Genomic DNA, 24,977 nt, shown 5'->3' with positions numbered 1-24,977 from the left:
AAAAATCCACCGTCTATAGCGGAAAATAAACTCAAATTTGTCCATTAATGAACCCGACTGGACCAAAACTTTTTAAAACCCGCCCGCTTTTCTACTACCGGACGGGCCGGTAGCTCAGCCTGGTATGAGCGCCGCCCTCGCAAGGCGGAGGCCGCGGGTTCAAATCCCGCCCGGTCCACCAAAATTTGGCTCTTCTCTAAGAATATAGGAGAAAAGAACATGAGAAGAGAAATAAAAAAGCATCAAAGGGCGTAAAGAAGGTAAACAAGCCCGGCTATTAACGTTAGGAGGATATAGGCGACGTAAACGCTGTCGGAGCCCCTCATGACCCCGTGTCTGAACCACTCGGAAAAGGCCAGGTAACCATCAGCAAGCCTACTATATGCTGTGCTCACCTTCTCACGCCAGTGGAGGCGGCCTTTCTCCTCCATCGTCCCGTAGAGCCAGCCTTCAGTGACGAGCAGTATGGTCGAGTGCGCTATCGGTGGGTATTCTGGATTGGTAAGTCCGCCGCTCCACGCCCTGACGCGCCTTGCCTTCAGCTTTGTGAAAGGTTTTAGAACGATGTACGTGCCCACCGCGAAGATAAAGACCAGGAGGGCCAGGTAGGTCGGGGAGATTCCCCCAAAACCCTTTGCAACGACGAGGAAGCCCTCCTTTATTCCGAGCACACCGCCGAGGAAGTCAGTCGCCTTCTGACCTGTTAAAGCTTCCATTGGGGCGTTTATGAGGCGGAAGAGAAGCCCCGGTACAATACCGACCGTAAAGAGGACCGCCACGGAGAAGGCATAGCCGATATCCTCCACTGAATAACCATTCTTTCCTCCCGCCCTCTGGGCCCCCTGCGTTATTATCTTGCTCATCGCAACCCCGGCTATTCCAGCCGTCAAAGCCACGAGTGAACCCACGAGCATCATGAGAACCTTGAGTCCAGGGTCGGGTATCTTGAAGCTCTGGAGGAGGCTCTCTATACCGAGCCACTCACCGAGGAATCCCGGGAATGGGGGAATCCCAGCGAGGCTTAACGCCGAGGCGTAGCCGGCTATGACGCCAAGGAGTGAGAGTCTGCCGTGGACGACCTCGGGGAACCTCCCGGTGCCGTTCTCCAGCCTCCCTGCCACAAGGAAGAGCAGGCCCTTTGATACGCTGTGGGCGAAGGCAAAGAAGAGCAGAGCTAAGAACGTGAACGAGGCCAAATCAACGTTGCCGTGGTTCAGGGTGATCACCGTCCCGCCAAAGAGGGCCAGTAAAACGCCGTCGTTCTCAACCGTGCTGTATCCGGGCAGTCTCTTGACGTACTCGGTTCCGGCCGCGTAGGCCGCACCGAGGATCGCGGTCAAACCTCCAAAGAGGAGGAAGAAGGCACCGATCCAGTCAGCTGGCCTTGCAATAAGGAGGAGCCTAACCATCCCGTAGAGGCCCATCAGAGTGAGGACGGCGCTAAGCTGGGCGGAGAGGTTGGCTGGGGCTTTACCGTGGGCCTGCGGAAGCCAGATGTGGAAGGGAAAGATTGCCATCTTGACCGAGAAGCCGAGGGCTGCCAAGAAGAAGGCGACGTTCCAGGCCGGTGAGGCTTTCCAGGCTGAAAAGTCCACCGAACCGTTTTGGATGGTTAGCAGGCCGAAACCAGCTAAGATCAAGAGCGCACTAAGCTCACCGAAGGCAAGGAAGCTGTAAGCACCTCTTCCCTCCCTCTCCTTCGCGGTTATGCCGAGGTAGCTCGCTACCGTCATTACCTCCCAGCCGACGAGGAAGGTAACCGCGTCTTTGGCGAGTAGGATAACCATCATGCCCGCTATGGCGAGCGAGAAAGAGCCGGCCAGGAGTTTTGGATAGTGGTCGTAGTCCAGGCTGAAGAGTGAAGCGGTCAGCCAGACTATTCCCGAGATCAGCATGAAGTACCTGTCTGTTCCACCTATGCTCCCGGGCTGGAAGAGGAGGAAGTAGAGCAGGGCCGATGATAGGGCCACGTTGAGCCAGTAGGTGAGCTTCCTCGATGCTGGTGAGACGAGTGATGCCAGGGCGAAACCCAAGGTTATCAGATAGTAGGGGTTCATTCCACATCCCTCCCGGCCATCTTAAGGAGGCCCCGGATTATCTGAACCGGGTTCGGCGGACAGCCCGCCACATAGCCATCCACCGGGACAAAATCCTCGACCTTTCTCCCGCAGAAGGCACCGTTGGAGCAGGCGCCGAGGACGAGGACGCGCTTCGGTTCAGGCATCAGCTCGTAGGCCTCCTTTAGAACTGGTATCATACCGTCGGTCGGACAGCCCGCGACGAGGAGAACATCAGCGTGCTTCGGCGTGGGCGTGAAGAATATTCCGAGCCTGTGGACGTCGTAGTATGGGCTGTGAAGCTGTGCGACTTCGCGGTTGCAGGCGTGGCAGGTTCCAACGTCAAGGAAGAGGACATGGAGCGAGCGCCTGAAGTTGAGGGGATTTTTAACCTCATCAACGTCGAGCTTCCTTCCGAAGGGGGCATTGCAGAGACGGCAGGAGATGCACTTCTTGGGGTCGAAGCTTCCGTTTTCAAGGGCACCGAAGGGACACTCCTCGGGGGCTTTTAGGGGAAAGCTCGGCGAAAGCTCTTCCTCACTCACCTTTCCTGGATAATCGCTCGTTATGACGCCCTTCCGAAGGCCTTTGATCATCCACATCAGTCCTCACCCCCCTGCCAAAGGTCAGCATCGGCAAAGTTCAGGCCAAAGCTCTCTAAGCCAAACGGGAAGTCCGTGAAGATGTTCCCGGTTATTCCCTTTGCGAAGGCGATGTAGTTGATGCGGGAAGCGCCCCTGAGGCCTATCCACCTCAGCCTTTCGTTCTCAAGCTCCGCGAGAACTAGAACGTCCCCGTGAGATGCTTCAGCTAATCCAAGGTTCAGCCCGTCCTTCAGGGACGGGTCGGAGCTGACGCTTCTAACGTCCGAACCTTCAATGATCTCGAAGGACCTCTCCACTTCCTCGATCCTGACCATTAACCTCGCCAGAGCGTCTCCGTCCTCGTAGGTTACCGGTTTGTAGGAGTAAAACCTGTCGAAAGCCCTGACATCCCTAGGAACGGAGGACCCCCTAGCCGCTATGCCCACTGCATCAAGTTCGATGACATCTTCCCTCGTGAGTCTGCAGGTCGTGTGGAGACGGTCTATGAATATCTTGCTCTCCAGCAGTTCATCGGTTAGCGAGCGGAACTCCGCCTTAATCCTCCCAAGTCTCTGAATGACCTCCGGTTCAAGAATCCTGACCTCACCAGGCAGGTTTGAGCCGAAGCCATAGCGATGGCCGGTCAGCCTGCTGAATACCCTGAGGACGTCCTCCTCAAGGGCGTGGAAGTGCATGGTGGCGACCTTCTGGGATGCGGCTCCCGCTAACTTGTGTATCGCGTTGAAGTGGTTGTAGAGCCTCTCAAGTTCGAGGAGAGCCTTTCTAACATCCCAGACGTCCTCGTCAGGGTTGGCCTCGACCGCCTTCAGAAAGGCGTAGGTGTAGGCCATTGCGAAGTTCCCCGCTGCCCTCTCGAGGACAGCTATCGACTCCCCAATAGGACGGTCGAGCATCATCTTCTCCAGCCCGCGTCCCTTGTAGCCGTAGACCGGCCTTATCGCCACTATCCTCTCGCCGTAGGTTAGTATCTCGAAGGCCCCGGCCTGACCAAGGCCACCCGCGGCCGGCCCAAAGGTCAGCGGAACCGCGTTCGTCCCCGGGGGTATCCTCATGTAAGGCTCGGTCTCGCCGATGAGGGCAGGCGCTATCATCCTACCCGGGAGCGAGTCCGTGAACTCAAGCTCGGCCTCACCGCTTTCGTAGTCGAGCCAGACCGTCAGATACTTCCCGCCCTTCCTGAACACAGCGGAAAGAGCCTTCATACTACCAGACCTCCCGTAACGATAAGATACCACGCGTAGAGGCTTATCCCAAGGGCGGTTAAGGTCATAGTGAGCACTATGATCCCCTCTCCCGTGGGAACCTTCCGCTTCTCTCCTTCTCCAAAGGCCATCTTAGCTGAGTGCCAGTTCAAAGCCAGGAACGACAGCAGTAAGCCAGTCCCTATGAAGAGCGCCCACCAGTAGCTCCTCGACAGGGCAACGCCTATTATTCCAAGTTCCGCTATGAACGTCCCGAAAGGAGGGCTTCCAGTAACGGACAGGGCGGAGAGGACCAGTGATAGGCCGCTCATGGGGTTCGAGTTCATTAGGCCCCTTATCCCCCCTATTTCGTGCGTTCTATAGGCCCGCATGACGCCCCCGGCGGTTATGAAGAGGGCACCCTTGGAGAAGGCGTGAACCGCCAGGAGGAGGAAGACGAGCTTTAGCAGGACGGGGTGGTAGTAAGCCAAGCCAAGGCCTATTGTAGCGACACCCATCATATCCATGCTTGAGTAGGCGAGCAATCTCTTGACGAACCTCTGGGACGCCATCAGGAAGGAAGCGACGAGGAGCGTGAGGACTCCAAAGAGGAGCGTTATCTCCGCCGGGGCATTCCAGGGGGATGCGCTGAGGATCCTGTAGTAGACGAGCAGGGCCGTTGGGAGGAGCGTTCCGGAGAGCATTGCACTTACCGGCGATGGCGCGCTCCCGTGGGCGTCTGGAAGCCAGCCGTGCATCGGAAAGAGGCCTACCTTCGTTCCAAAGCCGATTAAAGCCAGGGTGGAAACCAGGAGGGCCTCCTTCGGTGTGAACGTTAAGTGCCTCACGTCAAGGGTTCCGGCAGAGACGTAGGCCAAGATAACCGAGAGGAATGCCACCCCGAGTCCAGCGGAGGCTACTATCATGTACCTCCACGCCCCCTCGACGTTCCGCTTTTCTCCCTCCGTGAGGATGAGGAGTGCGCTCACCACGGTGGTCGCTTCAAGCCCTATCCACATCCAGCCGAGGTTGGAAACCAGGGCGGTGAAGCTCATGGTGAGGGCGAAGAGCGACAGGAAGCTCCAGTAGTAGCGGAGGTCAAAGAAGGGCCTCTCAAGCCCCTCGGTGTAGTAGAGAGAAGCCAGGGAGGCGAAGAAGTAGACCCAGGAGACTATGCCCGCGATTACGAGGGAGTACCAGTCCGCGTAGAGATTCGGCGTTGAGACGGTCTTTCCCTGGTAGAGCATCAGGGCCGAGAGGACCGCTGTTGCAAAGGCGAAGGCTGGTGTCAGAACCTTCCCCCACCTCTCGCCCGCTAACGAGAGGAGCGAGGCTATGAGAGGGAGTATTAAGAGGTAAAGTACCACTTCCATGTTATCACCCCACCAGCTCCTCAACTTCAACCGGCCCGTAGCGCTTCTCGGCTCCGAGGATGACCGCGAGCAGGACGAAGGCTATCATGTCGAGCAGGATTCCGAACTCCAGTATTATGGGCATTGAAGTCATCACTGCCGCGAAGTAAAGCAGGGAGTTCTCCTCGCTGATGTAGCCGATTATCTGGGCCATGGCGTTCCTCCTTCCGACGATGACGAGCATGCTGAGGAAGAGCAGTAGGAAGGGTATGACCCCGTTCCAGTCTCCAGTTGCCCTGTATATCGGGATGTATAGGAAGTAGGCGGTCACAGCTAGGATTAGGCCGACGACTATCGCGTGGTGGGTTGTCTTGACCTCCCTGTTGTGCCAGATGTGTTCCTTCATTATGTCCCTCTGGAGTATCCAGGGTATCAGGAGCGCCCTAAACGCTATGGTAATCCCAGCCAGGACGATGAGTTCGGGACTGGCCTTCTCCCAGCCGATGATGGCCAGTATTCCTCCTATGAGGAGAGACTGGAAGGCTATGAGGTTTATCAGCGAGTGCATATACGATTCGGTGAGCAGGAGGAACGCTATCAGGAGCACTGTAACTCCGAGGATGTTTATGACCTCAGTTGTAACGCTAATCAAGGCACAACACCCCCCAGGAGGAAGCTTATGACACCCATTATAGCCAGCAGAAAGCTGGCCGAGAGGTAGTCTATTATCCTGAAGAGCCTTATCTTTGCGAGGGTTTCTTCAACGACCACGAACGCGCCTATGAGTCCGAGCATCTTGACGAACAGCCAGAGAGTCCCCTTGAGAACCTCGTAGAGCGAAGCGTTTGTTGCCAGGCCCCAAGGAACCGCGAAGACATTGAGAAACACCGCCATGAGGATGAAGGACTTCATGTAGCCCGCCCAGGTGCTGAGAGCGTAGAGGGGGCCAGTGTACTCGAGGCCCTTCCCCTGGTCGAGCATTCCGAGTTCGTTGCTTCCATGCGATTCAATGGGCAGTTTTCCTGTGTCAAAGAGCAGGAGCATGAAGAAGGCCGATGCTATGAGTATGTGCGTCGGGCTAAGGTACCATCCCCCTGCCGTTATCCTGTGGTTCATCAGGAACGGGTTGTTCGTTCCCGTGAGGATGGCCACTCCAAAGAAGACCATTATGAGAACCGGCTCCGCGAAGGCGCCGAAGTTAACGGCTCTGGTCGCCCCTATGCCGGTGTAGTAACTTCCAGTTCTCTCAGTCGCGAGTATCGAGACCATCGCGGCCAGGCCGAAGAGGAACGTCCCGCCGAAGAAGTCCACCGTTGGGGCGAACCAGCTGGGGAAGTTGCCGACGATGGGTAACACCCAGGGCAGTGTGAGCATCGCTCCGAACGCTATGAATGGAGCGAGCACGAAGAAGGAAGCCGCTTTCTCGGGGATTAGGGTTTCCTTCCTGAAGAACTTTGCGAGGTCGTAGTAGGGCTGGAAGATGCTTATTCCCTTCCGCGACTCTATCCTAGCTTCAGCCTTCTTGAGTATCCCCACCATCAGGGGGGAGAGCAGGAGCACGACTATAACCTGGACTAAACCTATAACTATCCTTCCTTCCGGGTTCAAGGGCGTCACCTCCTAGAGTGGAGAACAGGCGTCATTATCCCCACAGGGGGCATTTGGGGCGGACGCCTTCGCCCGGAAATACCCGGCGGGGGTAGCCTCATGGGTTTTTAAAGATTACGCCACCGTTCCGGATAAGGAATGTATACAAAGAGCCACTGGCGAACACTGAAATCTCCAATCTTAGAACAAAAATACCAACCCTTGAGAAATCTACTAACTTTTGGTTTTGAGTGAAGATATCGAATGTCACATCGGAAAACTACTTAAGCGCTTTAACATATTAACAAGTTTGGTGATATCCATGGAGGTTGAACTTCTTAAAGAGTTCGTCTCGATCGAGTCCCCAACGGGGAGGGAGCAGGAGATCTCCGCCTTCATAAGGGACTTTCTTGAGGAGAAGGACTTTGAAGTGGAGACCCTTCCAGTTGAAGGCTTCGGAGACGACATCATAGCCTACCTTCCGGGAAAGGGGCCGACGGTGGTTCTGAACGGCCACATGGACACGGTTCACCCATCCAAAGGCTGGACAAAGAACCCACTTGGAGAACTTGAGGGGGATAGGTTTTACGGAATCGGAAGCGCGGACATGAAGGGGGGATTGGCTGCCATTCTAAGCGCCTTCGTGGAGCTGGCGGAGCTTCCCAGGAAGAAGAGACCAAACGTGATTTTTACAGCGGTGAGCAATGAGGAGGGGTATTCTAGGGGAGCGTGGGAGCTTATAAAAAGCGGGAAGCTGGAGGGGGCTGACCTCATCCTAGTTGCGGAGCCAACCAACGAGAGCCTGATGCTGGGGGCGAGGGGGAGGTTCGTCGTGAGGGTCAGGGTCGCTGGAAAGAAGGCGCACGCCGCCCGGCCGCACCTCGGGATAAACGCGATAGAGGAACTCTGCAGGTTCGTAGGAAGCCTCGGGAGAATACACTTCAGGAACCACCGGAAGCTGGGCATAGGCTCATACTGCACGCTCCACATTGAAGGTTCCGCCGATGGCTTGAGCGTTCCCGATGAAGCGATGGCGATAATCGACCGTCACATCATTCCAGGGGAGGACTGGGAGAAGGTGAGGGGTGAGCTGTTAGCCCTCTGGGAGAAGCTTGGACTCAGGGGAAGTGTCAAGATAAGCAGGTTCGAGAGACCGACCCCGGACATGCTCCCCTACACAGTTAGGGAGAACAACCGCTTCGTCAACGTCTTCCGCTCCATCCACAGGACGTTCTTAGGAAGGGAACCTGAGATAACCTACGGCAGGAGTGTCGGGGACTTCAACTACTTTGGGGCATACCTCGGCAAGCCAACCCTCGTCTACGGCCCCGTGGGGGAGAACTGGCACTCCATCAATGAATGGGTGAGTGTTTCTTCCGTCAGAAGGGTGAAGAAGGTATATACAGCATTCCTAAGGTCGCTCGTTTAAATTGCTCCGTTGGAATAAGGAAGAAAAATAAGACCCTGCAATCAGAGCTTCTTCCCTGTCAGTGCACCGACGAGGAATGCCCCAACGGCGACGGCGGCTAAGATACCCCATTCGGTTCCGCTGGAGCTTCCTGAGCTTGCTGGAACCGTTGTGCTGGTTGATGAGCCGTTTGAGCCTCCCGGAACTGCTATCTGGGGGACACCGCTACCGCTCGGAACACCTGTAGATGGCGACATAGAGTTGCCCAGGAACAGGCCCGCCGTTTCCCTAGCGTACTGGTAGAATATCATGGCCGTCTGGAGGTCGTTGATGTCGTTTTTCTCCCTGGCGCTCTTCTCGTAGCTCTCCGCGAACTCGTAGTAAGCCATCGCCAGTATCGGTTTGATGCCTTTCTCTTCGGCTATCCCTATCGCCGTCCTCGCATTGGACTTCATCTCTGTCAGCTTGTCAAAGAGAACCGTCATGTTGCTGATTCCAAGTGTGTCGAGGAAGACCTGCCCCTGAACGCGTGCCTCCATGGCTGTGAAGAGCGCCGCGGAGTACTTGCCGTCCTCGTAGTACTGCTCTGCCTTCTGGATGCTGCTCTGAAGGTCACCGGCAACGTTGCCGTACATCGATTCTATGTAGGCCACTATAAGGCTGGATTCGTCTATGTACTCCCTCGCCGTTGTTTTGATGACTGCCTCGCTTATCACCTTGCCCTTTGCGAACTTCTCTCCAAGCTTTGCCCAGAAGACGGCGGTTTTGGCCCTCTCGTAGGCATAGGCGGCGTCACCGATGGCATCCCAGTAGTCACCAGAGTAATAGTATTTCCAGGCGCTGTCGAGTAGGCTCTTCGCTTCCTCAACCCTCTGCTGGGCCGCGGCAACGGCCTGAAGCATGGTTATACCCCTTATCTGTAACCCTGAGACAAATTCCTCCGATTGGTTTATTTCATTTTGCGTGTACTTTAAAAGCCTCTGAACGTCCTCCTGGGTGCTCGTGTTCATGTACCAGTCGACGTGCCTTATGATGATCCTAGCCTGGAAGTCCTTGCTCAGGGCCGTGTAGTACATCCCGCTGTCAAGGGCTTCCTTTGACTCGTTGAGTATCGCTTGGGCCTGGTTCATGGCGGCCATGAGGGTTGTATAGGTCTCGTAACCAACGTTGCTGTTCTTGAGGTTCGTAACAACGGTCTCGTAGTACCTGGTGGTATTCTGGTAGTCCACTATGGCATCCCCCTTCAGGAAGGACGTGTCTATCTTGGTGTAAGCGGGCGCCTCCGGCCTGGGTATCTCGTGCCCCGTGAAGTAATAGACCGCCTGGTAAATGTCCTTAACCTCGATAACCTTCAGACCCCAGCGCTCCTTAGCGTACTTGACGACGTCAACCTTCTTTGTCTGGCTGTTTATTTCGATTATCCCGCCTATCTCCTTCTTTTGGGTCTGCTGGACGTACTGTATCCTCTGGCCCTCCGGTATGAGGAAGAGCTTCACCCCCGCGCTGTGTGCAGCCGAGGCTTTCTCAAGTATCCCCCCAACCGGGCCGATGGTTCCGTCCGGGTTTATCATGCCCGTCATCATGACGTCCGGGTTGAGTTTCCATCCCTTGAGTGCGGCTATTATCCCAACGGTCATCGTTCCTCCCGCTGAGGGACCGCCAATAATGGGTGCGTTGGCCTTCACCTGTATGAACACGTCGTACTTGCTCATGTTGACACCCAGGATCTGCCCCGCAACCTGTGCCGCGAGCCTAGCGCTGGCCTCCATGTCAACCTGCGCCAGCGGCCACGTCTCGATGTAGATATGACCGCTTCCTGGAGCCACCGTTATGACGAACTCCGTTACGACTCCAACCAGCTGGCCATTGGCGGTTTTTGAGACTGCTGGGGCCTTAAGGATAACGGTATGTCCCTCCGCCGGGCACTGTGCCGCTGCGGATCCTGCAAACGGTAGAACAAGCATTAGAACGAGTGCTATCACTGCCAGTTTTTTCATTATCTCACCCCAGGTTAAGGAAAAGCGGCGTTTAATAAAGCGTTTTTGGTTCATTTTTCTTAGAACTTAGCGCTTCCAGAAGGAGACCAACAGGAGCAGAAGCACCACCACCTCAAGGGACGCGGTAATTAGGCCCACATCCCTGTCAATCCATCTCCCAAGGCTCAGCGCGTCTATGGTCTTCTTAAAAGCAAAGAGGAGGAATGCTATCAGGAGGTAAAGCGCGGGACGGAGGTGGCTCTTCCTGTAGGCAATGTAAGAAATCCCAGCGAGCAGGAGGGACAGTACGATTGCAACAACCGCGAGTATCAGCTCAATCATCTCCACCACCAACCCCGGCCAGCAGGTCTATGAGACCATCCGCAAGCCTCTCGAGCAGGCCGGGCCGGTAATCCCTTATCATCCTCACAACCAGCCCGGGATCGTACGAAAGTCGGTAAACCACGCTTTTTCCCCTCCTCTCAGCCTCGATGATGCCGAGCTTCACAAGCTCACCCATATGATAGCTGACAGTGGGCTGGCTCACCCCCAGGTATTCGGAGAGAGTCTTCTGGTCAGCGGGCCCCTCAATGAGCCGGAGCAGGATCCTCCTTCTGGTATCCGTCGAAATCGCGATGAGGAGCCTTTGAGCCTCATCCTCCAACCCCTTGGGAAAGAGATATCTCCTCCTCCCCACCCTCCGGGAGAAGACCTCCCCATCCCTCTCGAGCTTCCGGAGATGATACTGGAGGTCCCCGATTCCAAGTCCAAGCCGCCTAGCCAAGCCCCGGAAGGTTATCCCCGGTTCGTGTTGTATGGTTCCTAGTATCTCATCCCGCCTCTCCATAAGCAACACTTAAACCCTTATGGTTCATTCCTCTATGGGAAGCCCTAAAAAGTTCCCCTTTTTATATCCATCGGTGAGGAGAATGGAAAAACTCATGAGAAAGGCAGAGGAGCTAGCGGGACGTTACGGGATATCCTATTATGAAATAAGGATAGTCGAGGTCACCGCCTCAAGCATGAGGATGGAGAACGACCAGCTGGAAGAGCTGTCCCTCAACACGGAGGTTGGAATCGGCGTCAGGGCATTCAACGGTGCTTGGGGCTTTTCCAGCGCCAACGATATGGGTAGGGCAGAGAGGGCCATCGAAACGGCGATGAAGATAGCGAGGCTCTCAAAGGGAAGCTCAAAACTCCACGTTGGCGATCCCGTTGTGGACAGTGTGGAAATGCAGATTAAGAAACCTTTCAACGAAATTGACGTCGAGGAGAAATTGGCCCTTGCAAGAGAGATCAGCTCACTCCTCATTGGAGACGGAATCGTCAGCAGGTCCGTTCACTACGGCGACGGTATCAAAAGACAGCTCTACTTCAACTCGATTGGAAGCGAGATAGAAACGGTGGTTCCAAGGATAAGCCTCGTCTTCTCGGTTACGGCGAAGGAAAATGGTGAGATGCAGACCTACTGGAAGAGCTTCGGCGGAACAACGGGCTGGGAACTGGTTGAGGGGATAGATCTCCCCAGCTGGACGGGGTTCGTGAAAGAGAAAGCAACCTCACTCCTTCACGCACGGGCGCCTCCCTCTGGAACGTTCGACGTGATGATGGATCCCGAGCTCACCGGTGTCTTCATCCACGAGGCCCTGGGTCACGCGGTTGAAGCTGATTCCGTTAAGAACGGTGACAGCATACTCGGGGGGAGGCTCGGCGAGATGATAGGGGTTGAAGGTTTAAACGTCGTGGACGACCCCACCCTGCCCGGCAAGTTCGGCTCCTACGTCTACGACGATGAAGGGGTCAGAGCAAAGCGCATTGAGCTGATAACGGACGGGATCCTGATGAACTACCTCAACGACCGCGAGACGAGCGCTTTACTTGACCTGGAGTCTAACGGCCACGGGAGGGCGCAGGGCTACGCCTACCAGCCGCTCGTGAGGATGGGCAATACCTATGTCGAACCTGGCGATTGGAGCTTCGAGGAGATGCTCGCTGAAGTTAGGAGTGGCCTCTACATGATAGGTGACAAGGGCGGCCAGGTCGATACCGCAGGGGGGACTTTCACGTTCGGGGCCAAAGAGGGCTACGTAATAGAGAACGGGAAGATTAAGACCCACGTCAGGGACGTCGCGCTCTCCGGAAAGATCTTGGATGTGCTCAAGAACATTAAGGCGGTTGGAAACGATACTAGAATAGAGTTCCCGGGCTACTGCGGAAAGGGACAGGTTGTCCCGGTTGATGACGGCGGGCCGCACGTGCTAACGAGCGCTTTGGTCGGCGGGATGCGTTAGCCGTTTCCCCTGCTTTATCTTGACCTTCAGCTTCCGGAAATCGGACTCAATCTCGGCTCCAGGACGCTCCGAGTGTGTGGAACAAGGATATTGGCTAGGTATGCTTTGAGCCTCACTTCTTCATTGTACTGACCTCCTCCCCGCCCTAAAGGGCGAGGCTTTCAGAAGAAAAAAGGTAACCCTCAGTTCCCCACGGAGCACTTAACGCGTCCCATTCCCTTGATCTCCATTGAAACCATCGAGGCAAAAGTGTATATAGTCCAAAGGTTTACTCAATGTATGGTGGAAAAAATGGCGATAGACATTGATATTATTCAAGATGTAGAGACCCTTCTGAGGAACCTCAACGGCTACGAGCTGCTGAGTTACGCCATCTGCAACGAGGAGTGCGGGGCAGAGACTTACGAGTGGCTGGCCGGTCGCGTTGAGGGCCTTTTAGCAGACGAGTTCAGGCACCTTGCCAAGGAGAGGAGGAAGCACGCAGGGGAGATAAAACTGCTCTTCGAGAGGCTCTACCCCGGGCGGAAGCCGTTGGAGTTCAACGCACCCCCGCTAGACACCCTCCCTGTCTGCGGTGAGATGATGAAGGTTGGGGGCGTGGAGAAGGCCTTAGCGTTAGCACTCCTCTCAGAGGCGATAGGACGGGACATTTACCGCAAGCTTCAGAGGATAAGCGACGGGGAAACCGCTGAGCTTTTTGGAAGGCTGACGGAGATAAAGGAGAACTCCTACCGGAGGCTCTTAGGTCTGTACGAGAAAGCCTTTGAGACCCGCCACCCTTAAATACAGGGGTGCCCAATTCAGAACGGTGATGGCATGATAGCAAAGCACTACACCGACATCCCCGAGAAGGACACCGGTTTTGAGGGTGTAACAATCCGCTGGCTCGTCTCCCCAAGGCTCGGGGCTAAGAACTACGCGATGCGTTATTTTGCAATGAAGAAGGGTTCGGAGATACCAATGCACAGCCACGACTGGGAGCACGAGATATTCATCGTTCGCGGTGAGGGGATAATAACGAATGGAAAGGAGGAGCACCACGTTAAGACAGGGGACTTCCTCTACGTCCCGCCAAACGAGCCACACGGATACAAAGCGACGGGAGAAACACTAGAGTTCATATGCATAATCCCTGCCAAGAAGGAAGCGATTCCAGAGGACGAGTGGGCCTAGCGCCTGCGGTAGTAGGCCTTTATCTTCTTTCCTTTGAGGTATGTGGAGCCTGCCCAATCCACCCTTACCTCCAGCAGTTCCCCGGGGTTTCCAGAATCCAGGATTATCTCCTTGTAGTTGGAAGTTCTGCCCTCGATCCCGCCCTTACTCCCTTCACCGTGGACGAGAACTTCAATGGTCTTCCCAACGTAGGTTTGATTTATCTCATAGGCTATCCCAAGGCGGAGCCTGTGAAGCTCGCGGGAGCGCTCCTTGACCTTCCCGCCTGGAAGTTGCGTCCACTTTGCCGCTATCGTGCCCGGCCTCGGCGAATAGCGGGAGACGTTTATCTTATCAGGCTTTACTCTCTTCACAAGCTCAACCGTGTTCTCAAAGGCCTCATCACTCTCTCCTGGGAATCCAACTATTATATCCGTGGTGAGGTTGAGGCCCGGGATTTTCCGCCGAAACTCTCTTATGATCTCCTCGAATTCCTCAACGGTGTAGTTCCGCCCCATCCTCCTCAGGATTTCGTTGTCACCACTCTGAACGGGCAGGTGAAGGAATTTATAGACCTTTTCACTCCGATAAGCATCGGTCAGCCCGTCGAGGAACTTGATGGTGTGGTTGGGGTTCATCATACCGACCCTTACGCGGAAGTCGCCCTCTATGGCCGTTATCTCGTCGAGGAGTTTCGCAAGATTCGTCCCGATGTCGAAGCCGTAACAACCGGTGTCCTCGCTGGAGAGCTGTATCTCCCTGTACCCTTTTGATAAAGCCTCTTTCACCCACTTAACGACTAGTTCAGGCCTGTAACTCTTGAGAACGCCCCTTGCAAAGCGAGTCGCACAGTAGGTGCAGGCGTTGAGGCAACCCTCACTTATCGGAACCACAAAGACAACGCCGGACTTCCAGAGGCGGGGGAGTTCGAGCTTGTCAAGGCTCTTCTCCTGCCAGCCCTCGACGCTGACGAGCTTTTCACCGCGCTCCGCCACGCTTATTGCTTCTGCAATCCGGTCTATGCTCCTGACACCTAGCATCCCGGAGACGTGCCTGTCTATAACACCGGGGTTGACGTGGACGAGACAGCCAGTCACTATGACCTTCTTTCCGGAATCTATAAGCTCCCGTATCCTGCGCGCCATCTTGTGTTCCGTCGGGTCTTTAACGGCACAGGTGTTCACAACCACGTAGTCTGCGTTCTCCGGTGTCTCGACCAGCTCATGACCTGCCCTAACCAGAAGGGCTTCCATAATCTCGCCGTCGGCCTTGTTCCTCGTGCACCCGTAGCTCTCGACGTAAACCCTTACCATCGGAGCGGGCTGATGGAAGGGGTTTAAAAAGGGTGCGGTACAGTTTTGGGGATTACAACTAGACTAAAAACCACAAACTACGGGATAATAACAGAGAAAAGGAAAGGAAATCAGATGACCTCTCCGAAAGCGAACTTCCTCTTGACAGAGTTGATAACGATCTCAACCTCGTCGCCGACCTGGGTGTTCGGGACGAAGATAACGAAGCCCTTTATCTTGGCGATGCCGTCACCGCCCTTTCCAAGGCTCTCAATCCTAACTCTGTACCTTTCTCCAACCTTAACTGGGGCTTCGTAGCCTCCAAATCCATCTCCATACATATCCAACACCAACTTTTCAACTTTCAGGGCTCTCCCGAAAGACTCCGAGAAGAGTCCCGATGGTGGGTCATTTTGAGAGTATATAAAGGTTTGCATCGGAGAACACGGAAGGTGTCGGCCGCCAGAGTGTTCTGTCTGGCCGGTATCCAACCCCCCACAATCGACGGGACAGTGGATCCCGCCTTTCACCCCCCTCCATTCCCGCAGATGTCCCTGACAAGCCCAACGACCCTTGGGATGGCCCCCTCAACCTCGTCACTCAGCTCGACTCCGAGGTCAATTTCCTTCGCGACAACGCCGACGAAGTGTATATCTGCCCTTGCAAGCCTCTCATCGAGCGTCATCAGCAGCTTGAGCCCGTCAATGGCCCCCATGAAGTGCGCGCTCCTTATCTCGGCCCTCAGCTTTTCAAAGACCTCCCTGTCCTGCAGGTGAATTATCTCACCCGGCTCCAGCCTATCACTCAAAATCGCGTCGATGATAACAATCCTCTCTTCGCCGCCGTAGTGGTTCTGGAGGAGGAAGATATCGATTCCAACCTCAAGGACGTTGTAGCCTTTCTCCGCGAGAACCCTGCCGGCCCTAAGCCCAACGCCGTCGTCCTTCATGAGGTCGTTGCCGAGGGCTAGAATTAAGGTTCTCAAGCTCTCACCCCGATAAGAGAGACCCCTTCCTTCTCGGCGGGGGCTTTGAAGTCTTCATCAAGCGTCGCCAGGGAAAAGCCGTGCTCTATGCACGTTGCCAGGATAAGGGCATCATTGGGGAGCATGACATATCTCTGGATGAGGTCTCTGGCTATCAGAGAAGTCTTCTCGCCGAGTTCTACAAAAGCATATTTCTCAAGAGCCTCAAAAACAAGGTCAAGCTCCTCGGGCAGTTTTTCAGGCTTTCCCTTCAGGCTTCTCGGGGATACGCCGGAATAGAAACCGAGAAGCAGGTAAACGACCTCGCTGAAGACTATTGGGTTAATGAAGAGAACTACCTCGGAGCCCATTAATCTTAAGAGGACGTCCTTTGCTTTGGGGTTTCCCTTAAAGTATTCAAGGAGAATTGAGGTGTCGAGCAAGACGCCCCTCATACATCTCCCTCTTCATTTCCTTCCACGTTTTCTCGGTCTTGAGTATCCCGAAGAGCTTTTCCATATTCTTCCTCAGCTCCTCCCGGTTTCTCAAGTATCTGGCCATCTCCTCAACCTCTTTTTTGAAGGTCCCCTCGTAGCCATCGGGAACGACGACGTGAATGACTACCTCCCCCATTTTCCTCCCCGGTTTTAATTAGCTTGAAGACCTTAAAAAAGTTGAGAAATTAGAGCCTCGCCACGTGAACCGAACAGGAGATGCACGGGTCGTAGGCCCTGACGACCATCTCAGCGAGGAGCTTGAGCCTCTCGGGGTCGTCGCTGTAGTGCTTCTCCGCCATCATCCTGACGTGCTCCTCCATCATGGCGAGGTTGAACGCGGTAGGCGTTATGATGTCAGCGTAGCTCACCTTTCCGTCCCTGACCCCAAGGGCGTAGACGAGTACCCCGCGCGGTGCCTCGGTGGTGCTGACACCAAAGCCGTCCCTTATCTTCACCCCGTCCCTCGGCTTCACCGGCCACTTCGCGAGGGCCTTGTCTATGAGATCGATAGCCCTCTCGGTGAAGTAAACGAGCTCGAGGGCCTGGGCTAGGTTGTTGGCGAAGGGGTTGGTTGCCTTCAACAGCTCTTTGTGACCCTCGTAAAGTTCTTTAGCCCTTCCATAAAGCGTTTCAGCGTTGTTGACGACGCGCGATATCGCCCCAACCATGAAGGGCTTCCCGTGGTAGTGGCTGTGCTTGGCGAAGCTGTGCTCGACGACGAACTCCTTTATGTGCTCCCTGTAGTCCTCGCTCAGGAACTCGTTTCCGTCGCTTGCCTTGAGGTAATCCCCGTAGATTCCGTAGACGTCTCCCCTCGGCTTGACCGCCAGGTGAGTTATCGGCCCCTCAACTTCGCCATACTGTTCGAGCTTCGCAAAGAGCTCAAAGGTGTATTCAACCTTCGGCAGGGCCCCCTTCAGCCTCCTCTTCATGGTCTCGAGGATGCTCTTGTCCGGGAGCCTCCCAAAACCGCCAAGAACGGCGTTCTCCTGGTGGATCGCCCTGGAACCCAAAACCTCCATCACCCAGCTCCCGAGGTTCTTAAGTTCCAAGGCTATGCCTATCTCCTTCTTGTACTCGTCCACCATGTGAAGCGGCCCCGAGTAACCGAGGTAGTCCGGGAGGACAAGGAGGTAGAGATGCAGAGCGTGGCTCTCTAACATATCCCCTATGTAAAGAACGTCTCTGAGGGCCTGTATCTCCTCGCGCGGGGTGAAGCCGACCGCATTCTCGGCCGCTTCCACCGCTGTGAGCTTATGAGCGGCAGAACAGAAGGAGCATATCCTTGGATAAACGGCCAGGGCCTCGTCGAGCTTCTTGCCTACCGTGATAGCCTCGAAGAAGCGAGGTCCCTCTATGATGTTGAGCCTGACCTCCTTGACACCCTCATCATCGACCGCGATCTCCACGCCGCCCTTGCCCTCAACGCGTGCTATGTGGTCAACGGTGATTGGTAGGTAAAGGTTCTTCATACTCATTCTTTCACCACCTCGAATATCTTGTCAACCATCCCTTCAATCTTCGGGTTGTGGGCGTTGAAGATCTTCATGCGCTCGATGATCTCCTCCCTGGTGAGCCCCCTCTCCTTGAAAACTCTTGCCAATGAGTCGAACCACGCCACATCGTAGCCTATCGCGCCGCGGCAACCGATACACGGTATCCCATGGGCGGGACAGCGGGCGTCGCAACCTGCCCTCGTGAGCGGGCCGAGACATGGCTCACTTTTCTCTATGAGCACGCAGGGGTAGCCCCTCAATCTGCACTCGACGCAGACCGGGTAGTCGATGTCCTCCGGCCATGAACCTATAAGGAGGGTGCCGAGGGCGTAGATGAAGTCGCGCTTTTCAGGCGGACAGCCGTAAATGTTGTAGTCTACTTTGATATACTTCGAGACTGGTTCGGCCATCTTGGGCTGGAACTTCACTTTAGCATCGCCATAGACGGTCTTCCAGAGCTCGTCAAGGGGCTTATCTGTCCAGCTCTGAACACCGCCCTGAACGGCACAGGCACCGACGGCAACCACTATCTTCGCGTTCTTGCGGATTTTCTTAACGAGCTCAACCCCTTCCTCAGTTGAAACGCTCCCCTCGATGAGGGCTATATCAACGGGCTCGTCCTCGACGCTATTCCTATCGAGCATGTACCAGCACTTCACCTCGAGGCGTCCCAGGGCGTTCAAGAGCTCGTCCATCATCGCAAACTGGAGCTGACAGCCGTAGCATGAGGTGAGGGCGTAAAACCCAACTTTGATCCTTTTGTTCTGACCCATCGCCACCACCTCAGTCCAAGAGTCCCGGCGTTGATACTATGTCGAAGTACCCGAAGACGGGCCCGTCCTTGCAGACGTACTTCATTGACGTGCTCGTTCCAACCACGCAGTGGCCGCACTTGCCAATTCCGCACTTCATCTTTCTCTCCAGCGTCACGAAGATGTTCTCGGGCCTGTAACCGTAGTTGATGAGCGACTCGAAGACGGACTTGTACATCCTCGGCGGGCCGCATATCGCGACTGCCGTCTTCTTTGGGTCCGTGTTAGCCTCAGCTATGAACTTCTGGGGCCTTCCATGCCTTCCAGGCCAGCCGGGGTCGCGTGTGACGCTCTGGATTATCCTGACGTTCTCTGCCTCGGCCATGTCCTTCATCGCCTCAAGCTCCCTGTAGAAGAGCAGGTCTTTTCCATAGCGGGCGGTGTTGATGAAGGTTATGTTCCCGTACTTCCAGCGATTGTCTATGGCGTAGAGGAAGACACTCCTGAGCGGAGCGGTTCCCAAACCGGCGGCTATGAGGAGCAGATCCATACCTTCCCAATCGTTGACTGGGAAGCCGTTTCCATAGGGACCACGGACGAGGACGGTGTCTCCGGGCTTCAGCCTGTGGACGACGGTGGTTACCCTTCCGGCTTTCCTGATGCACAGCTCGAAGAACCCCTTCCTCATTGCGGAAGAGCATATACTTATCGGCACCTCCCCCACACCAGGGATAGTGAGCTGAACGAACTGCCCCGGCCTGAAAGTCCAGTTTTCAGCCAGCTCGGGGTCTTCAAAGCGGAACAGGAAGAGCTTCTCCGTCTCGGTGAGTTGGTAGACTTTAAGCACCTTGACCCCGTGAAGCGCGTAGGGGTTCTCTTCGGGCATCATTATCTCCTCTGGAAGTTTGATGGTCTCGCTCATAGGTCCTCCCCCCTTATCTCGGTCGCGTAGGCGAACCCTTTCTTCGGTATCTCCTCACTGATCTCGGACGGACAGGTCTTCTCCTCAAGCCCCATTATCGTGCGCAGGTTCCTGACGAAGCTTATGCCAGCCGGGCAGAAGTAGGTGCACCTTCCGCAGCCGACGCAGTAGCTTACCCCAAGCTTCTCGTTGTAGGAGTTTTTGCAGAGGTAGCGGTTCATGAAACGGCTTTTCTTTGTGGGCCTGAAGTTGTGGTTGCCCGCAACGAGGCCGTGGCTCCGGAGCTGGCAGGAGTCCCAGCGCCTCTCGCGGTAGCCGGTGTCCCCGTCGAGGTTGACGATGTCCTGCACTTCGTAACAGCGGCACGTCGGGCAGACCAAGTTGCAGTTGCCGCAGGCGAGGCACTTCTCGCTCTCCTCCCCCCACATTGGGTGCTCCATCTCAAGCTCAAGCAAATATCGCAGGTCGCTCCAATCCTCGTGGTACCTGAAGGCCTCGCTCCTCTTCTTCTCAAACTCGCGGAAGGCGCAGATATCTCCGGTTGTTACCTCCTCGAAGAGCTTGATGTTCTTGTCAACTATCCTATGGCCGGTGGGGGTTCCAACGCGGACGAGCCATCCGTCGGGGAGCTCGTGGAGGAACAGATCAAAGCCGTCATCGGCAAAGTCAGTCTCCCTAAGGTTGCAGAAGCAGTACTCGTCGGGCATGCAGCTTATGCCTATGATAATGCCCTTTTCACGGCGAACCTTGTAGTACTTGTCGGGGAGCTCGTCGAGGTAAACGGTGTCGAGTATCTTGAGACCGAAGATGTCGCAGGCGTGAACGCCGAAGAGCACGAAAAGTTCCACCTCCTCAACTGTCTCCCGGTATTCGGGCTTGCTCAGGTCAAACTCGAAGAGCTTCTCCCTCGGCTTGAAGAAGAACTTCTTTGGTGGCATTATCGTTCTGTTGTAGTGAAATTCCACCTTTCTAACGTCGTCAACCTCCCTGAAGTCGTAGAATTTCTCCGAGATTTTGACGGGGGCGTAGAGCTTGCCCCACTCCTTGAGCCTTTCAAGGAAAGCGTGCGTGTTCTCCCCAGGGAGCTTAACGTAGCGCAAAGCCCTCACCTCCAGTGACCATAAATGTACACGTGTCCATGTTTATCCCCCAGTTATCCCTCATCCGGAAACTAAAAAAGCGTTTTTAAACCCGAAAATTCAAAACCAAAGGTTAAAAAGACCCTTCAGGCTCATATACAGAAGGATAAGACATTTTAGGGTGCCCTAACTCCCCTAAACCTTTGGTTTAAAACAAAACATTTCCTACCTTTTTATGGGAAACAAAGCTTTAAAAAAGCGTTTTAAGAGGGTCAGAGAATTCTAAATTGAGAGAGGGCCTAAAAACCCCAGGAGGTGGTGGTTTGAAGTTCATCACTTCATTTGCCTGGAGCTACCTGCTGTGGCTCGTCCTAACCGCTGGAACGAACGGCCTACTCTGGAGCACGCAGGAGTTGATAGCGGGACTGATATTTGCAGGGATAGTTGCATACACTACAAAAGACATAATCGGCGAGAAATCCACTCGCTTCCTGAACCCTGTGAAGTGGCTCGAGTGGATTGCCTACGTCCCGGTTATCTTCTGGGGAATGACAAAGGCGAATCTTCACGTTGCATGGCTCGTCATAACCGGAAGGATAAAGCCCGGTATTGTCAAAGTTCCAGTCGAGCTTGAAAACGATGCCCAGTACACGATTCTGAGCAATTCAATAACCCTTACTCCTGGAACGCTGACGATAGATGCCTGCCCGGAGGAGAAGGCCCTATACATCCACTGGATTGACATTCCCGATGGCATGGAGAGGCCGGAAAGTTCTGAGCCCGTTGCGGGGTCCTTTGAAAAGTGGGCTAGGAGGTTGGGAAGATGATTGACCCTGTGTTCTTCTACGCCACCCTGCTGATCTCGATAGCATTGTTTCTAACGATACTTAGGATCATGCTCGGGCCGAGCGTTCCGGACAGGGTCGTCGGGGTTGATACACTCAACACGCTGGTAGTAGCCATAATGATCCTCCTCGGTGCTGCCTACGACAGGACGATCTACATCGACATAGCCATCGTTTACGCACTCCTCAGCTACATCGGGACGCTGGTAATCGCGAGATACCTACAGGGGGGATTAAGATGAGCTGGGTTACCTACCTGATTTACGCCTTCCTGTCAATAGCGATCACCTTCAACCTCCTCGGGAGCATAGCCCTTCACCGCTTCCCCGATGTCTACACGAGGCTTCACGGTGCAACCAAGTGCACGACCTTCGGGACGATATTTGCGGTTTTAGCAGTCGTTGCCCATGCCCTTTACAGACTCCACGTCACCGGTGATCCTAAATACCTCGGGATGGCCCTCCACAGCCTCGTTGCACTGGTGGCGCTTCTCCTCACGAACCCGGTTGGTGCACATGCGATAGCCAAAGCGGCTCATCTGAGCGGCTACAAGCCGGCTAAAGCCGTCGTTGACGCCTATGAGGAAAAGCTCGGGGGTGAGAAGAATGAACGCCCTAACGATTGACATGGCGATTCAGGCAATTATCCTAATCAGCGTCCTCATAACCGCATACCTAACGATTCGTTTCAAGGATTTACTTGCGGCTGCACTGATGTCGGCAGCGATGAGCCTGCTCCTCAGCCTTGAGTTCTACATGCTCCACGCTCCGGATGTTGCAATAGCGGAAGCTGCCGTCGGTGCCGGAGTCGTTACCGCGGTTGTGGTTTACGGCATAGCAAAGACGGATAGATGGGAGGTGGAACCGTGAAGAGAACGCTCGCTTACCTCTCACTGCTGTTCATCCTCGGTGTGTTCCTCTACATAGCGAACCCCAACTACGGTCTGGTTTTCGGACCCGGAGGCAAGGAGTGGCTCTCGTTAAGATACACTGACAACTACTACATCACCCACGGCCTTAAAGAAGTCGGTGGTATGAACATAGTCACAGACATCGTGTTCGACTACCGTGGCTACGATACGATTGGAGAGGCCACCGTCCTGTTCACGGCCATAGCGGGAGCGGTTGCCCTTCTGAGACCCTGGAGGAGGGATGAGTCATGACCTGCAGGCCGAAGTGCGGTAGCGATATGGGGCTCATCGTCAAGACCTCCGCTAGGGCCATAATCCCTCTCATAGGCATCTTCGGAGCCTACATCGTGATGCACGGTCACCTAACACCTGGAGGTGGCTTTCAGGGAGGGGCAACTATAGCCGGCGCGGGAATACTCTTTCTGGTGGCGTTCGGCCTCGACGAGATGGAGAGGAACTACAACAAGAGCCTTTACTCGGCCCTTGAGGGAATAGGAGGCTTGGCCTTTCTCGGAGTCGCAATGCTCGGAATGGGCACCGCGTTCTTCTACAACACGCTCTGGCACAGCGGGCCGTTCTTCAACGGAAAGCCGGGAACGCTCCTTTCGGCTGGATTCCTGCCAATAATGAACCTAGCCGTTGGCCTGAAGGTTTTCACGGGACTCGTTAGCGCCCTCACTGCGATAGCGATGTACCGGAGGTGGAAGTCATGATCCAGTTCCAGTTCATTACCGCATTCCTACTGGTAGTCCTCGGAATCTACGCCTTCCTGGCAAAGAGAAACCTGCTTAAGCTGGTTTTAGCCCTCGACATAATCGATTCAGGTATTCATCTGCTCCTCATAAGTCTCGGCTACCGCATAGAGCTGAACGAAATCCCGACTGCGCCGATTTACACCGGTTACGAAACGCTCAAGAGCCCGATGGTCGGGCCTCTGCCCCAGGCCCTCGTCCTGACGAGCATAGTCATCGGCGTCTGTGTGCTCGCCCTCGCGGTTGCGCTCACGATAAACGCCTATCGCCACTACGGAACCCTTGACGTGAGAGCTCTAAGGAGGTTGAGGGGATGAACGGCGAGATGCTCTCCTACCTCATAATCGTCCCGCTCTTCGGAGCGTTTTCGATGCCTATAGTCAGCTTGGCCGGGAGGAGAGCAAGGGGAGCGTGGGCCCTCCTAATTTCAGGCACAACTCTAGCGGTGGGCTCCGCACTCTTCTACAGCGTCTGGAAGAGCGGGGGGGTATTCCTCTACACACTCGGGGCAAAGAGTCCGCTCGGCCAAGGCGTTAACTTCCCAATAAGAATCGTCTGGGAGGTTGACCTATTCGGAGCAATAATGGTGCTGATGGTCACGCTTGTGAGCTTCCTTGCGGTTCTATACTCCCTCAGCTACATGAAGCACGATACAGGCTTGGACAAGTACTACACACTCATAATAATCCTCGAGCTCGGAATGCTGGGTATAGCGATAACGGGGGACCTCTTCAACTTCTATGTATTCCTTGAGATAATGAGCATTGCCAGCTACGCCCTCGTCGCTTTCAGGAACGACACATGGGAGGGCATCGAGGCGGGCATAAAGTACATGTTCGTCGGCTCGATAGCAAGCTCCCTGATCCTCCTGGGCATAGCGCTCCTCTACGGTGAATACGGAACACTGACCATGGGTTACCTCGCGGTCAAGCTCACCCAGAACCCAACCGTTGTCGGAAAGGTCGCGCTGGCGCTCTTCATAGCTGGACTGCTCTTCAAGAGCGGTGCCTCTCCGGTCCACATGTGGCTTGCCGATGCCCACCCAGCGGCTCCAAGCTCGATAAGTGCCATGCTTTCCGGGTTAGTCATCAAGATAGGCGGAATCTACGCTTTAACGAGAATACTCTTCAGCATCTACGAAAACAGCGTGAACATGAAGGCCGTGGGATGGATCATCATAATCTTCGCCTGCATAACCCTCATAGTTGGAAACACTATGGCGGTAATACAGACGGACATGAAGAGGCTCCTGGCTTATTCCTCGGTCGGGCAGATAGGATACATCCTCCTGGGTCTTGGAATAGGCCTAGCAGCTTACGGGAGCCAGACAGGTGAGATAGCCCTAGCTGGGGCTATATACCACACATTTAACCACGCACTCATGAAAGCGCTCCTCTTCCTCATAGCCGGCGCGGTAATTCACCAGCTCGGAACGAGGAATTTGAACGAGTTGAGCGGTTTGGCAAAGACCATGCCCAAGACGACATTCACCTTCCTCATTGGAGCGGCCGCGATAATAGGAATGCCCCCACTGAATGGCTTCGCGAGCAAGTGGCTCATCTACGAGAGCTCAGCAGTCTTTAACCCCCTACTCGGTGCGATAGCCATAATCGGAACGGCCTTCTGTACGGCGGCATACATCAGGGTGCTTTACACCTTCTTCGGGAGGCCGAGCGAGAGGGCCATGGAGGCGAAAGACCCCGAAGGAACAATGCTCTGGCCGATTATAATCCTCACCGTTGCGATAATAGTCATGGGACTCTTCCCATGGCAGATAAGCGACAAGGTCATGATCCCAGCTGCGAAAGCCCTCGAGAACCAGATGGCCTACGTGAGCGCTCTCCTAGGGGGTGCGTGAA

The 24,977-nt window shown here is 55.0% G+C and carries 30 protein-coding genes, 1 tRNA gene and 1 riboswitch; of the genes, 13 read left to right on the top strand and 18 right to left on the bottom strand.

Annotated features, from left to right (window positions below):
- Positions 1-103: 103 nt before the first annotated feature.
- Positions 104-181, top strand: a tRNA-Ala gene (locus MV421_RS08975).
- 61 nt (positions 182-242) lie between these two features.
- Here MV421_RS08975 and MV421_RS08970 read toward each other — a convergent pair.
- From MV421_RS08970 to MV421_RS08945, 6 genes are read right to left on the bottom strand one after another with little or no spacing between them, the layout of a single operon-like run.
- Positions 243-2,057 (bottom strand): proton-conducting transporter membrane subunit, encoded by a 1,815-nt coding sequence (locus MV421_RS08970; protein WP_297418871.1) that lies wholly within the window; start codon positions 2,055-2,057, stop codon positions 243-245.
- The gene (locus tag MV421_RS08965; RefSeq protein WP_297418874.1) at positions 2,054-2,659 is read right to left on the bottom strand and encodes a hypothetical protein; all 606 of its coding nucleotides are present in this window, start codon (positions 2,657-2,659) and stop codon (positions 2,054-2,056) included. The genes MV421_RS08970 and MV421_RS08965 overlap by 4 nt, the downstream gene beginning before the upstream one ends.
- Positions 2,659-3,864, bottom strand: coding sequence for a hypothetical protein (locus MV421_RS08960; protein WP_297418877.1), 1,206 nt, complete (start codon positions 3,862-3,864; stop codon positions 2,659-2,661). Before MV421_RS08960 ends, MV421_RS08965 begins: the two co-directional genes overlap by 1 nt.
- Complete coding sequence (locus MV421_RS08955) at positions 3,861-5,216, bottom strand: proton-conducting transporter membrane subunit (RefSeq protein ID WP_297418880.1); 1,356 nt, start codon at positions 5,214-5,216, stop codon at positions 3,861-3,863. The genes MV421_RS08960 and MV421_RS08955 overlap by 4 nt, the downstream gene beginning before the upstream one ends.
- A gap of 4 nt (positions 5,217-5,220) precedes the next feature.
- Positions 5,221-5,847 (bottom strand): hypothetical protein, encoded by a 627-nt coding sequence (locus tag MV421_RS08950; protein WP_297418883.1) that lies wholly within the window; start codon positions 5,845-5,847, stop codon positions 5,221-5,223.
- Positions 5,844-6,803: an NADH-quinone oxidoreductase subunit H gene (locus MV421_RS08945; protein WP_297418886.1), complete on the bottom strand. Its 960-nt coding sequence runs from the start codon at positions 6,801-6,803 to the stop codon at positions 5,844-5,846. The genes MV421_RS08950 and MV421_RS08945 overlap by 4 nt, the downstream gene beginning before the upstream one ends.
- 18 nt (positions 6,804-6,821) lie before the next feature.
- Positions 6,822-6,885: riboswitch (Fluoride riboswitch) on the bottom strand.
- 219 nt (positions 6,886-7,104) lie between these two features.
- Here MV421_RS08945 and MV421_RS08940 point away from each other — a divergent pair.
- Complete coding sequence (locus MV421_RS08940; protein ID WP_297518246.1) at positions 7,105-8,211, top strand: M20/M25/M40 family metallo-hydrolase; 1,107 nt, start codon at positions 7,105-7,107, stop codon at positions 8,209-8,211.
- 41 nt (positions 8,212-8,252) lie between these two features.
- Here the strand turns inward: MV421_RS08940 and MV421_RS08935 are convergent, their stop codons facing one another.
- The 3 genes from MV421_RS08935 to MV421_RS08925 all read right to left on the bottom strand — a co-directional run bounded on the left by MV421_RS08935 (position 8,253) and on the right by MV421_RS08925 (position 11,013).
- Entirely contained in the window at positions 8,253-10,187 is a 1,935-nt protein-coding gene (locus MV421_RS08935) for a S16 family serine protease (RefSeq protein ID WP_297418891.1), read from the bottom strand.
- A 66-nt stretch (positions 10,188-10,253) separates the two neighbouring features.
- The gene (locus tag MV421_RS08930; RefSeq protein WP_297418928.1) at positions 10,254-10,508 is read right to left on the bottom strand and encodes a hypothetical protein; all 255 of its coding nucleotides are present in this window, start codon (positions 10,506-10,508) and stop codon (positions 10,254-10,256) included.
- Positions 10,501-11,013: a metalloregulator ArsR/SmtB family transcription factor gene (locus tag MV421_RS08925; RefSeq protein WP_297504021.1), complete on the bottom strand. Its 513-nt coding sequence runs from the start codon at positions 11,011-11,013 to the stop codon at positions 10,501-10,503. Before MV421_RS08925 ends, MV421_RS08930 begins: the two co-directional genes overlap by 8 nt.
- An 82-nt stretch (positions 11,014-11,095) precedes the next feature.
- On the opposite strand from MV421_RS08925, the gene MV421_RS08920 reads away from it, so the two are divergent.
- The 3 genes from MV421_RS08920 (at position 11,096) to MV421_RS08910 (ending at position 13,630) form a co-directional block, all read left to right on the top strand.
- Positions 11,096-12,457: a TldD/PmbA family protein gene (locus tag MV421_RS08920; RefSeq protein WP_297418933.1), complete on the top strand. Its 1,362-nt coding sequence runs from the start codon at positions 11,096-11,098 to the stop codon at positions 12,455-12,457.
- Between the two features lie 279 nt (positions 12,458-12,736).
- Complete coding sequence (locus MV421_RS08915; protein ID WP_297418894.1) at positions 12,737-13,240, top strand: ferritin family protein; 504 nt, start codon at positions 12,737-12,739, stop codon at positions 13,238-13,240.
- A gap of 33 nt (positions 13,241-13,273) precedes the next feature.
- Positions 13,274-13,630: a cupin domain-containing protein gene (locus tag MV421_RS08910; protein ID WP_297418898.1), complete on the top strand. Its 357-nt coding sequence runs from the start codon at positions 13,274-13,276 to the stop codon at positions 13,628-13,630.
- Here MV421_RS08910 and MV421_RS08905 read toward each other — a convergent pair.
- From MV421_RS08905 to hydB, 9 genes are all read right to left on the bottom strand, one after another.
- Complete coding sequence (locus MV421_RS08905; RefSeq protein WP_297418901.1) at positions 13,627-14,922, bottom strand: tRNA (N(6)-L-threonylcarbamoyladenosine(37)-C(2))-methylthiotransferase; 1,296 nt, start codon at positions 14,920-14,922, stop codon at positions 13,627-13,629. The two genes, MV421_RS08910 and MV421_RS08905, sit on opposite strands and share 4 nt — an antisense overlap.
- Before the next feature lie 110 nt (positions 14,923-15,032).
- Complete coding sequence (locus MV421_RS08900) at positions 15,033-15,242, bottom strand: TRAM domain-containing protein (protein WP_297418936.1); 210 nt, start codon at positions 15,240-15,242, stop codon at positions 15,033-15,035.
- A gap of 185 nt (positions 15,243-15,427) precedes the next feature.
- Positions 15,428-15,886, bottom strand: a complete 459-nt coding sequence (locus tag MV421_RS08895; RefSeq protein ID WP_297418906.1) for a hydrogenase maturation protease — start codon at positions 15,884-15,886, stop codon at positions 15,428-15,430.
- Positions 15,883-16,320 (bottom strand): type II toxin-antitoxin system VapC family toxin, encoded by a 438-nt coding sequence (locus MV421_RS08890; protein ID WP_297418909.1) that lies wholly within the window; start codon positions 16,318-16,320, stop codon positions 15,883-15,885. The genes MV421_RS08895 and MV421_RS08890 overlap by 4 nt, the downstream gene beginning before the upstream one ends.
- Complete coding sequence (locus MV421_RS08885) at positions 16,283-16,498, bottom strand: hypothetical protein (protein WP_297418912.1); 216 nt, start codon at positions 16,496-16,498, stop codon at positions 16,283-16,285. The genes MV421_RS08890 and MV421_RS08885 overlap by 38 nt, the downstream gene beginning before the upstream one ends.
- 49 nt (positions 16,499-16,547) lie before the next feature.
- The gene (hydA, locus tag MV421_RS08880) at positions 16,548-17,834 is read right to left on the bottom strand and encodes an NADPH-dependent hydrogenase/sulfhydrogenase 1 subunit alpha (RefSeq protein ID WP_297418938.1); all 1,287 of its coding nucleotides are present in this window, start codon (positions 17,832-17,834) and stop codon (positions 16,548-16,550) included.
- 2 nt (positions 17,835-17,836) lie between these two features.
- Positions 17,837-18,631, bottom strand: coding sequence for an NADPH-dependent hydrogenase/sulfhydrogenase 1 subunit delta (gene hydD, locus MV421_RS08875; RefSeq protein WP_297418915.1), 795 nt, complete (start codon positions 18,629-18,631; stop codon positions 17,837-17,839).
- Between the two features lie 10 nt (positions 18,632-18,641).
- The gene (locus tag MV421_RS08870; RefSeq protein WP_297418918.1) at positions 18,642-19,532 is read right to left on the bottom strand and encodes a hydrogenase subunit gamma; all 891 of its coding nucleotides are present in this window, start codon (positions 19,530-19,532) and stop codon (positions 18,642-18,644) included.
- Positions 19,529-20,632, bottom strand: coding sequence for an NADPH-dependent hydrogenase/sulfhydrogenase 1 subunit beta (gene hydB / locus MV421_RS08865; protein ID WP_297504024.1), 1,104 nt, complete (start codon positions 20,630-20,632; stop codon positions 19,529-19,531). Before hydB ends, MV421_RS08870 begins: the two co-directional genes overlap by 4 nt.
- A gap of 302 nt (positions 20,633-20,934) precedes the next feature.
- Here hydB and MV421_RS08860 point away from each other — a divergent pair, with 302 nt between their 5' ends.
- From MV421_RS08860 to MV421_RS08825, 8 genes are read left to right on the top strand one after another with little or no spacing between them, the layout of a single operon-like run.
- The gene (locus MV421_RS08860) at positions 20,935-21,438 is read left to right on the top strand and encodes a monovalent cation/H+ antiporter subunit E (protein ID WP_297417367.1); all 504 of its coding nucleotides are present in this window, start codon (positions 20,935-20,937) and stop codon (positions 21,436-21,438) included.
- A complete protein-coding gene (locus tag MV421_RS08855; protein WP_297417364.1) occupies positions 21,435-21,698 on the top strand; it encodes a cation:proton antiporter in 264 nt (87 codons plus the stop codon). Before MV421_RS08860 ends, MV421_RS08855 begins: the two co-directional genes overlap by 4 nt.
- Positions 21,695-22,081 (top strand): monovalent cation/H(+) antiporter subunit G, encoded by a 387-nt coding sequence (gene mnhG / locus MV421_RS08850; protein WP_297421545.1) that lies wholly within the window; start codon positions 21,695-21,697, stop codon positions 22,079-22,081. Before MV421_RS08855 ends, mnhG begins: the two co-directional genes overlap by 4 nt.
- Positions 22,062-22,325 (top strand): hydrogenase subunit MbhD domain-containing protein, encoded by a 264-nt coding sequence (locus MV421_RS08845; RefSeq protein ID WP_297421518.1) that lies wholly within the window; start codon positions 22,062-22,064, stop codon positions 22,323-22,325. Before mnhG ends, MV421_RS08845 begins: the two co-directional genes overlap by 20 nt.
- The gene (mbhE, locus tag MV421_RS08840; protein WP_297421520.1) at positions 22,322-22,618 is read left to right on the top strand and encodes a hydrogen gas-evolving membrane-bound hydrogenase subunit E; all 297 of its coding nucleotides are present in this window, start codon (positions 22,322-22,324) and stop codon (positions 22,616-22,618) included. Before MV421_RS08845 ends, mbhE begins: the two co-directional genes overlap by 4 nt.
- Positions 22,615-23,079 (top strand): Na(+)/H(+) antiporter subunit B, encoded by a 465-nt coding sequence (locus tag MV421_RS08835; RefSeq protein ID WP_297421522.1) that lies wholly within the window; start codon positions 22,615-22,617, stop codon positions 23,077-23,079. Before mbhE ends, MV421_RS08835 begins: the two co-directional genes overlap by 4 nt.
- On the top strand, positions 23,076-23,435 hold the full coding sequence (locus MV421_RS08830) for an NADH-quinone oxidoreductase subunit K (protein ID WP_297421524.1): 360 nt from the start codon (positions 23,076-23,078) through the stop codon (positions 23,433-23,435). The genes MV421_RS08835 and MV421_RS08830 overlap by 4 nt, the downstream gene beginning before the upstream one ends.
- Complete coding sequence (locus tag MV421_RS08825) at positions 23,432-24,976, top strand: proton-conducting transporter membrane subunit (protein WP_297421526.1); 1,545 nt, start codon at positions 23,432-23,434, stop codon at positions 24,974-24,976. Before MV421_RS08830 ends, MV421_RS08825 begins: the two co-directional genes overlap by 4 nt.
- The last annotated feature ends 1 nt before the right edge of the window (position 24,977 follow it).

It is taken from the genome of Thermococcus sp. (assembly GCF_027023865.1).
Taxonomy (GTDB): domain Archaea; phylum Methanobacteriota_B; class Thermococci; order Thermococcales; family Thermococcaceae; genus Thermococcus.
Note: the sequence above shows the minus strand (reverse complement) of the source record. Positions and strands in the feature narration are given on the sequence as shown.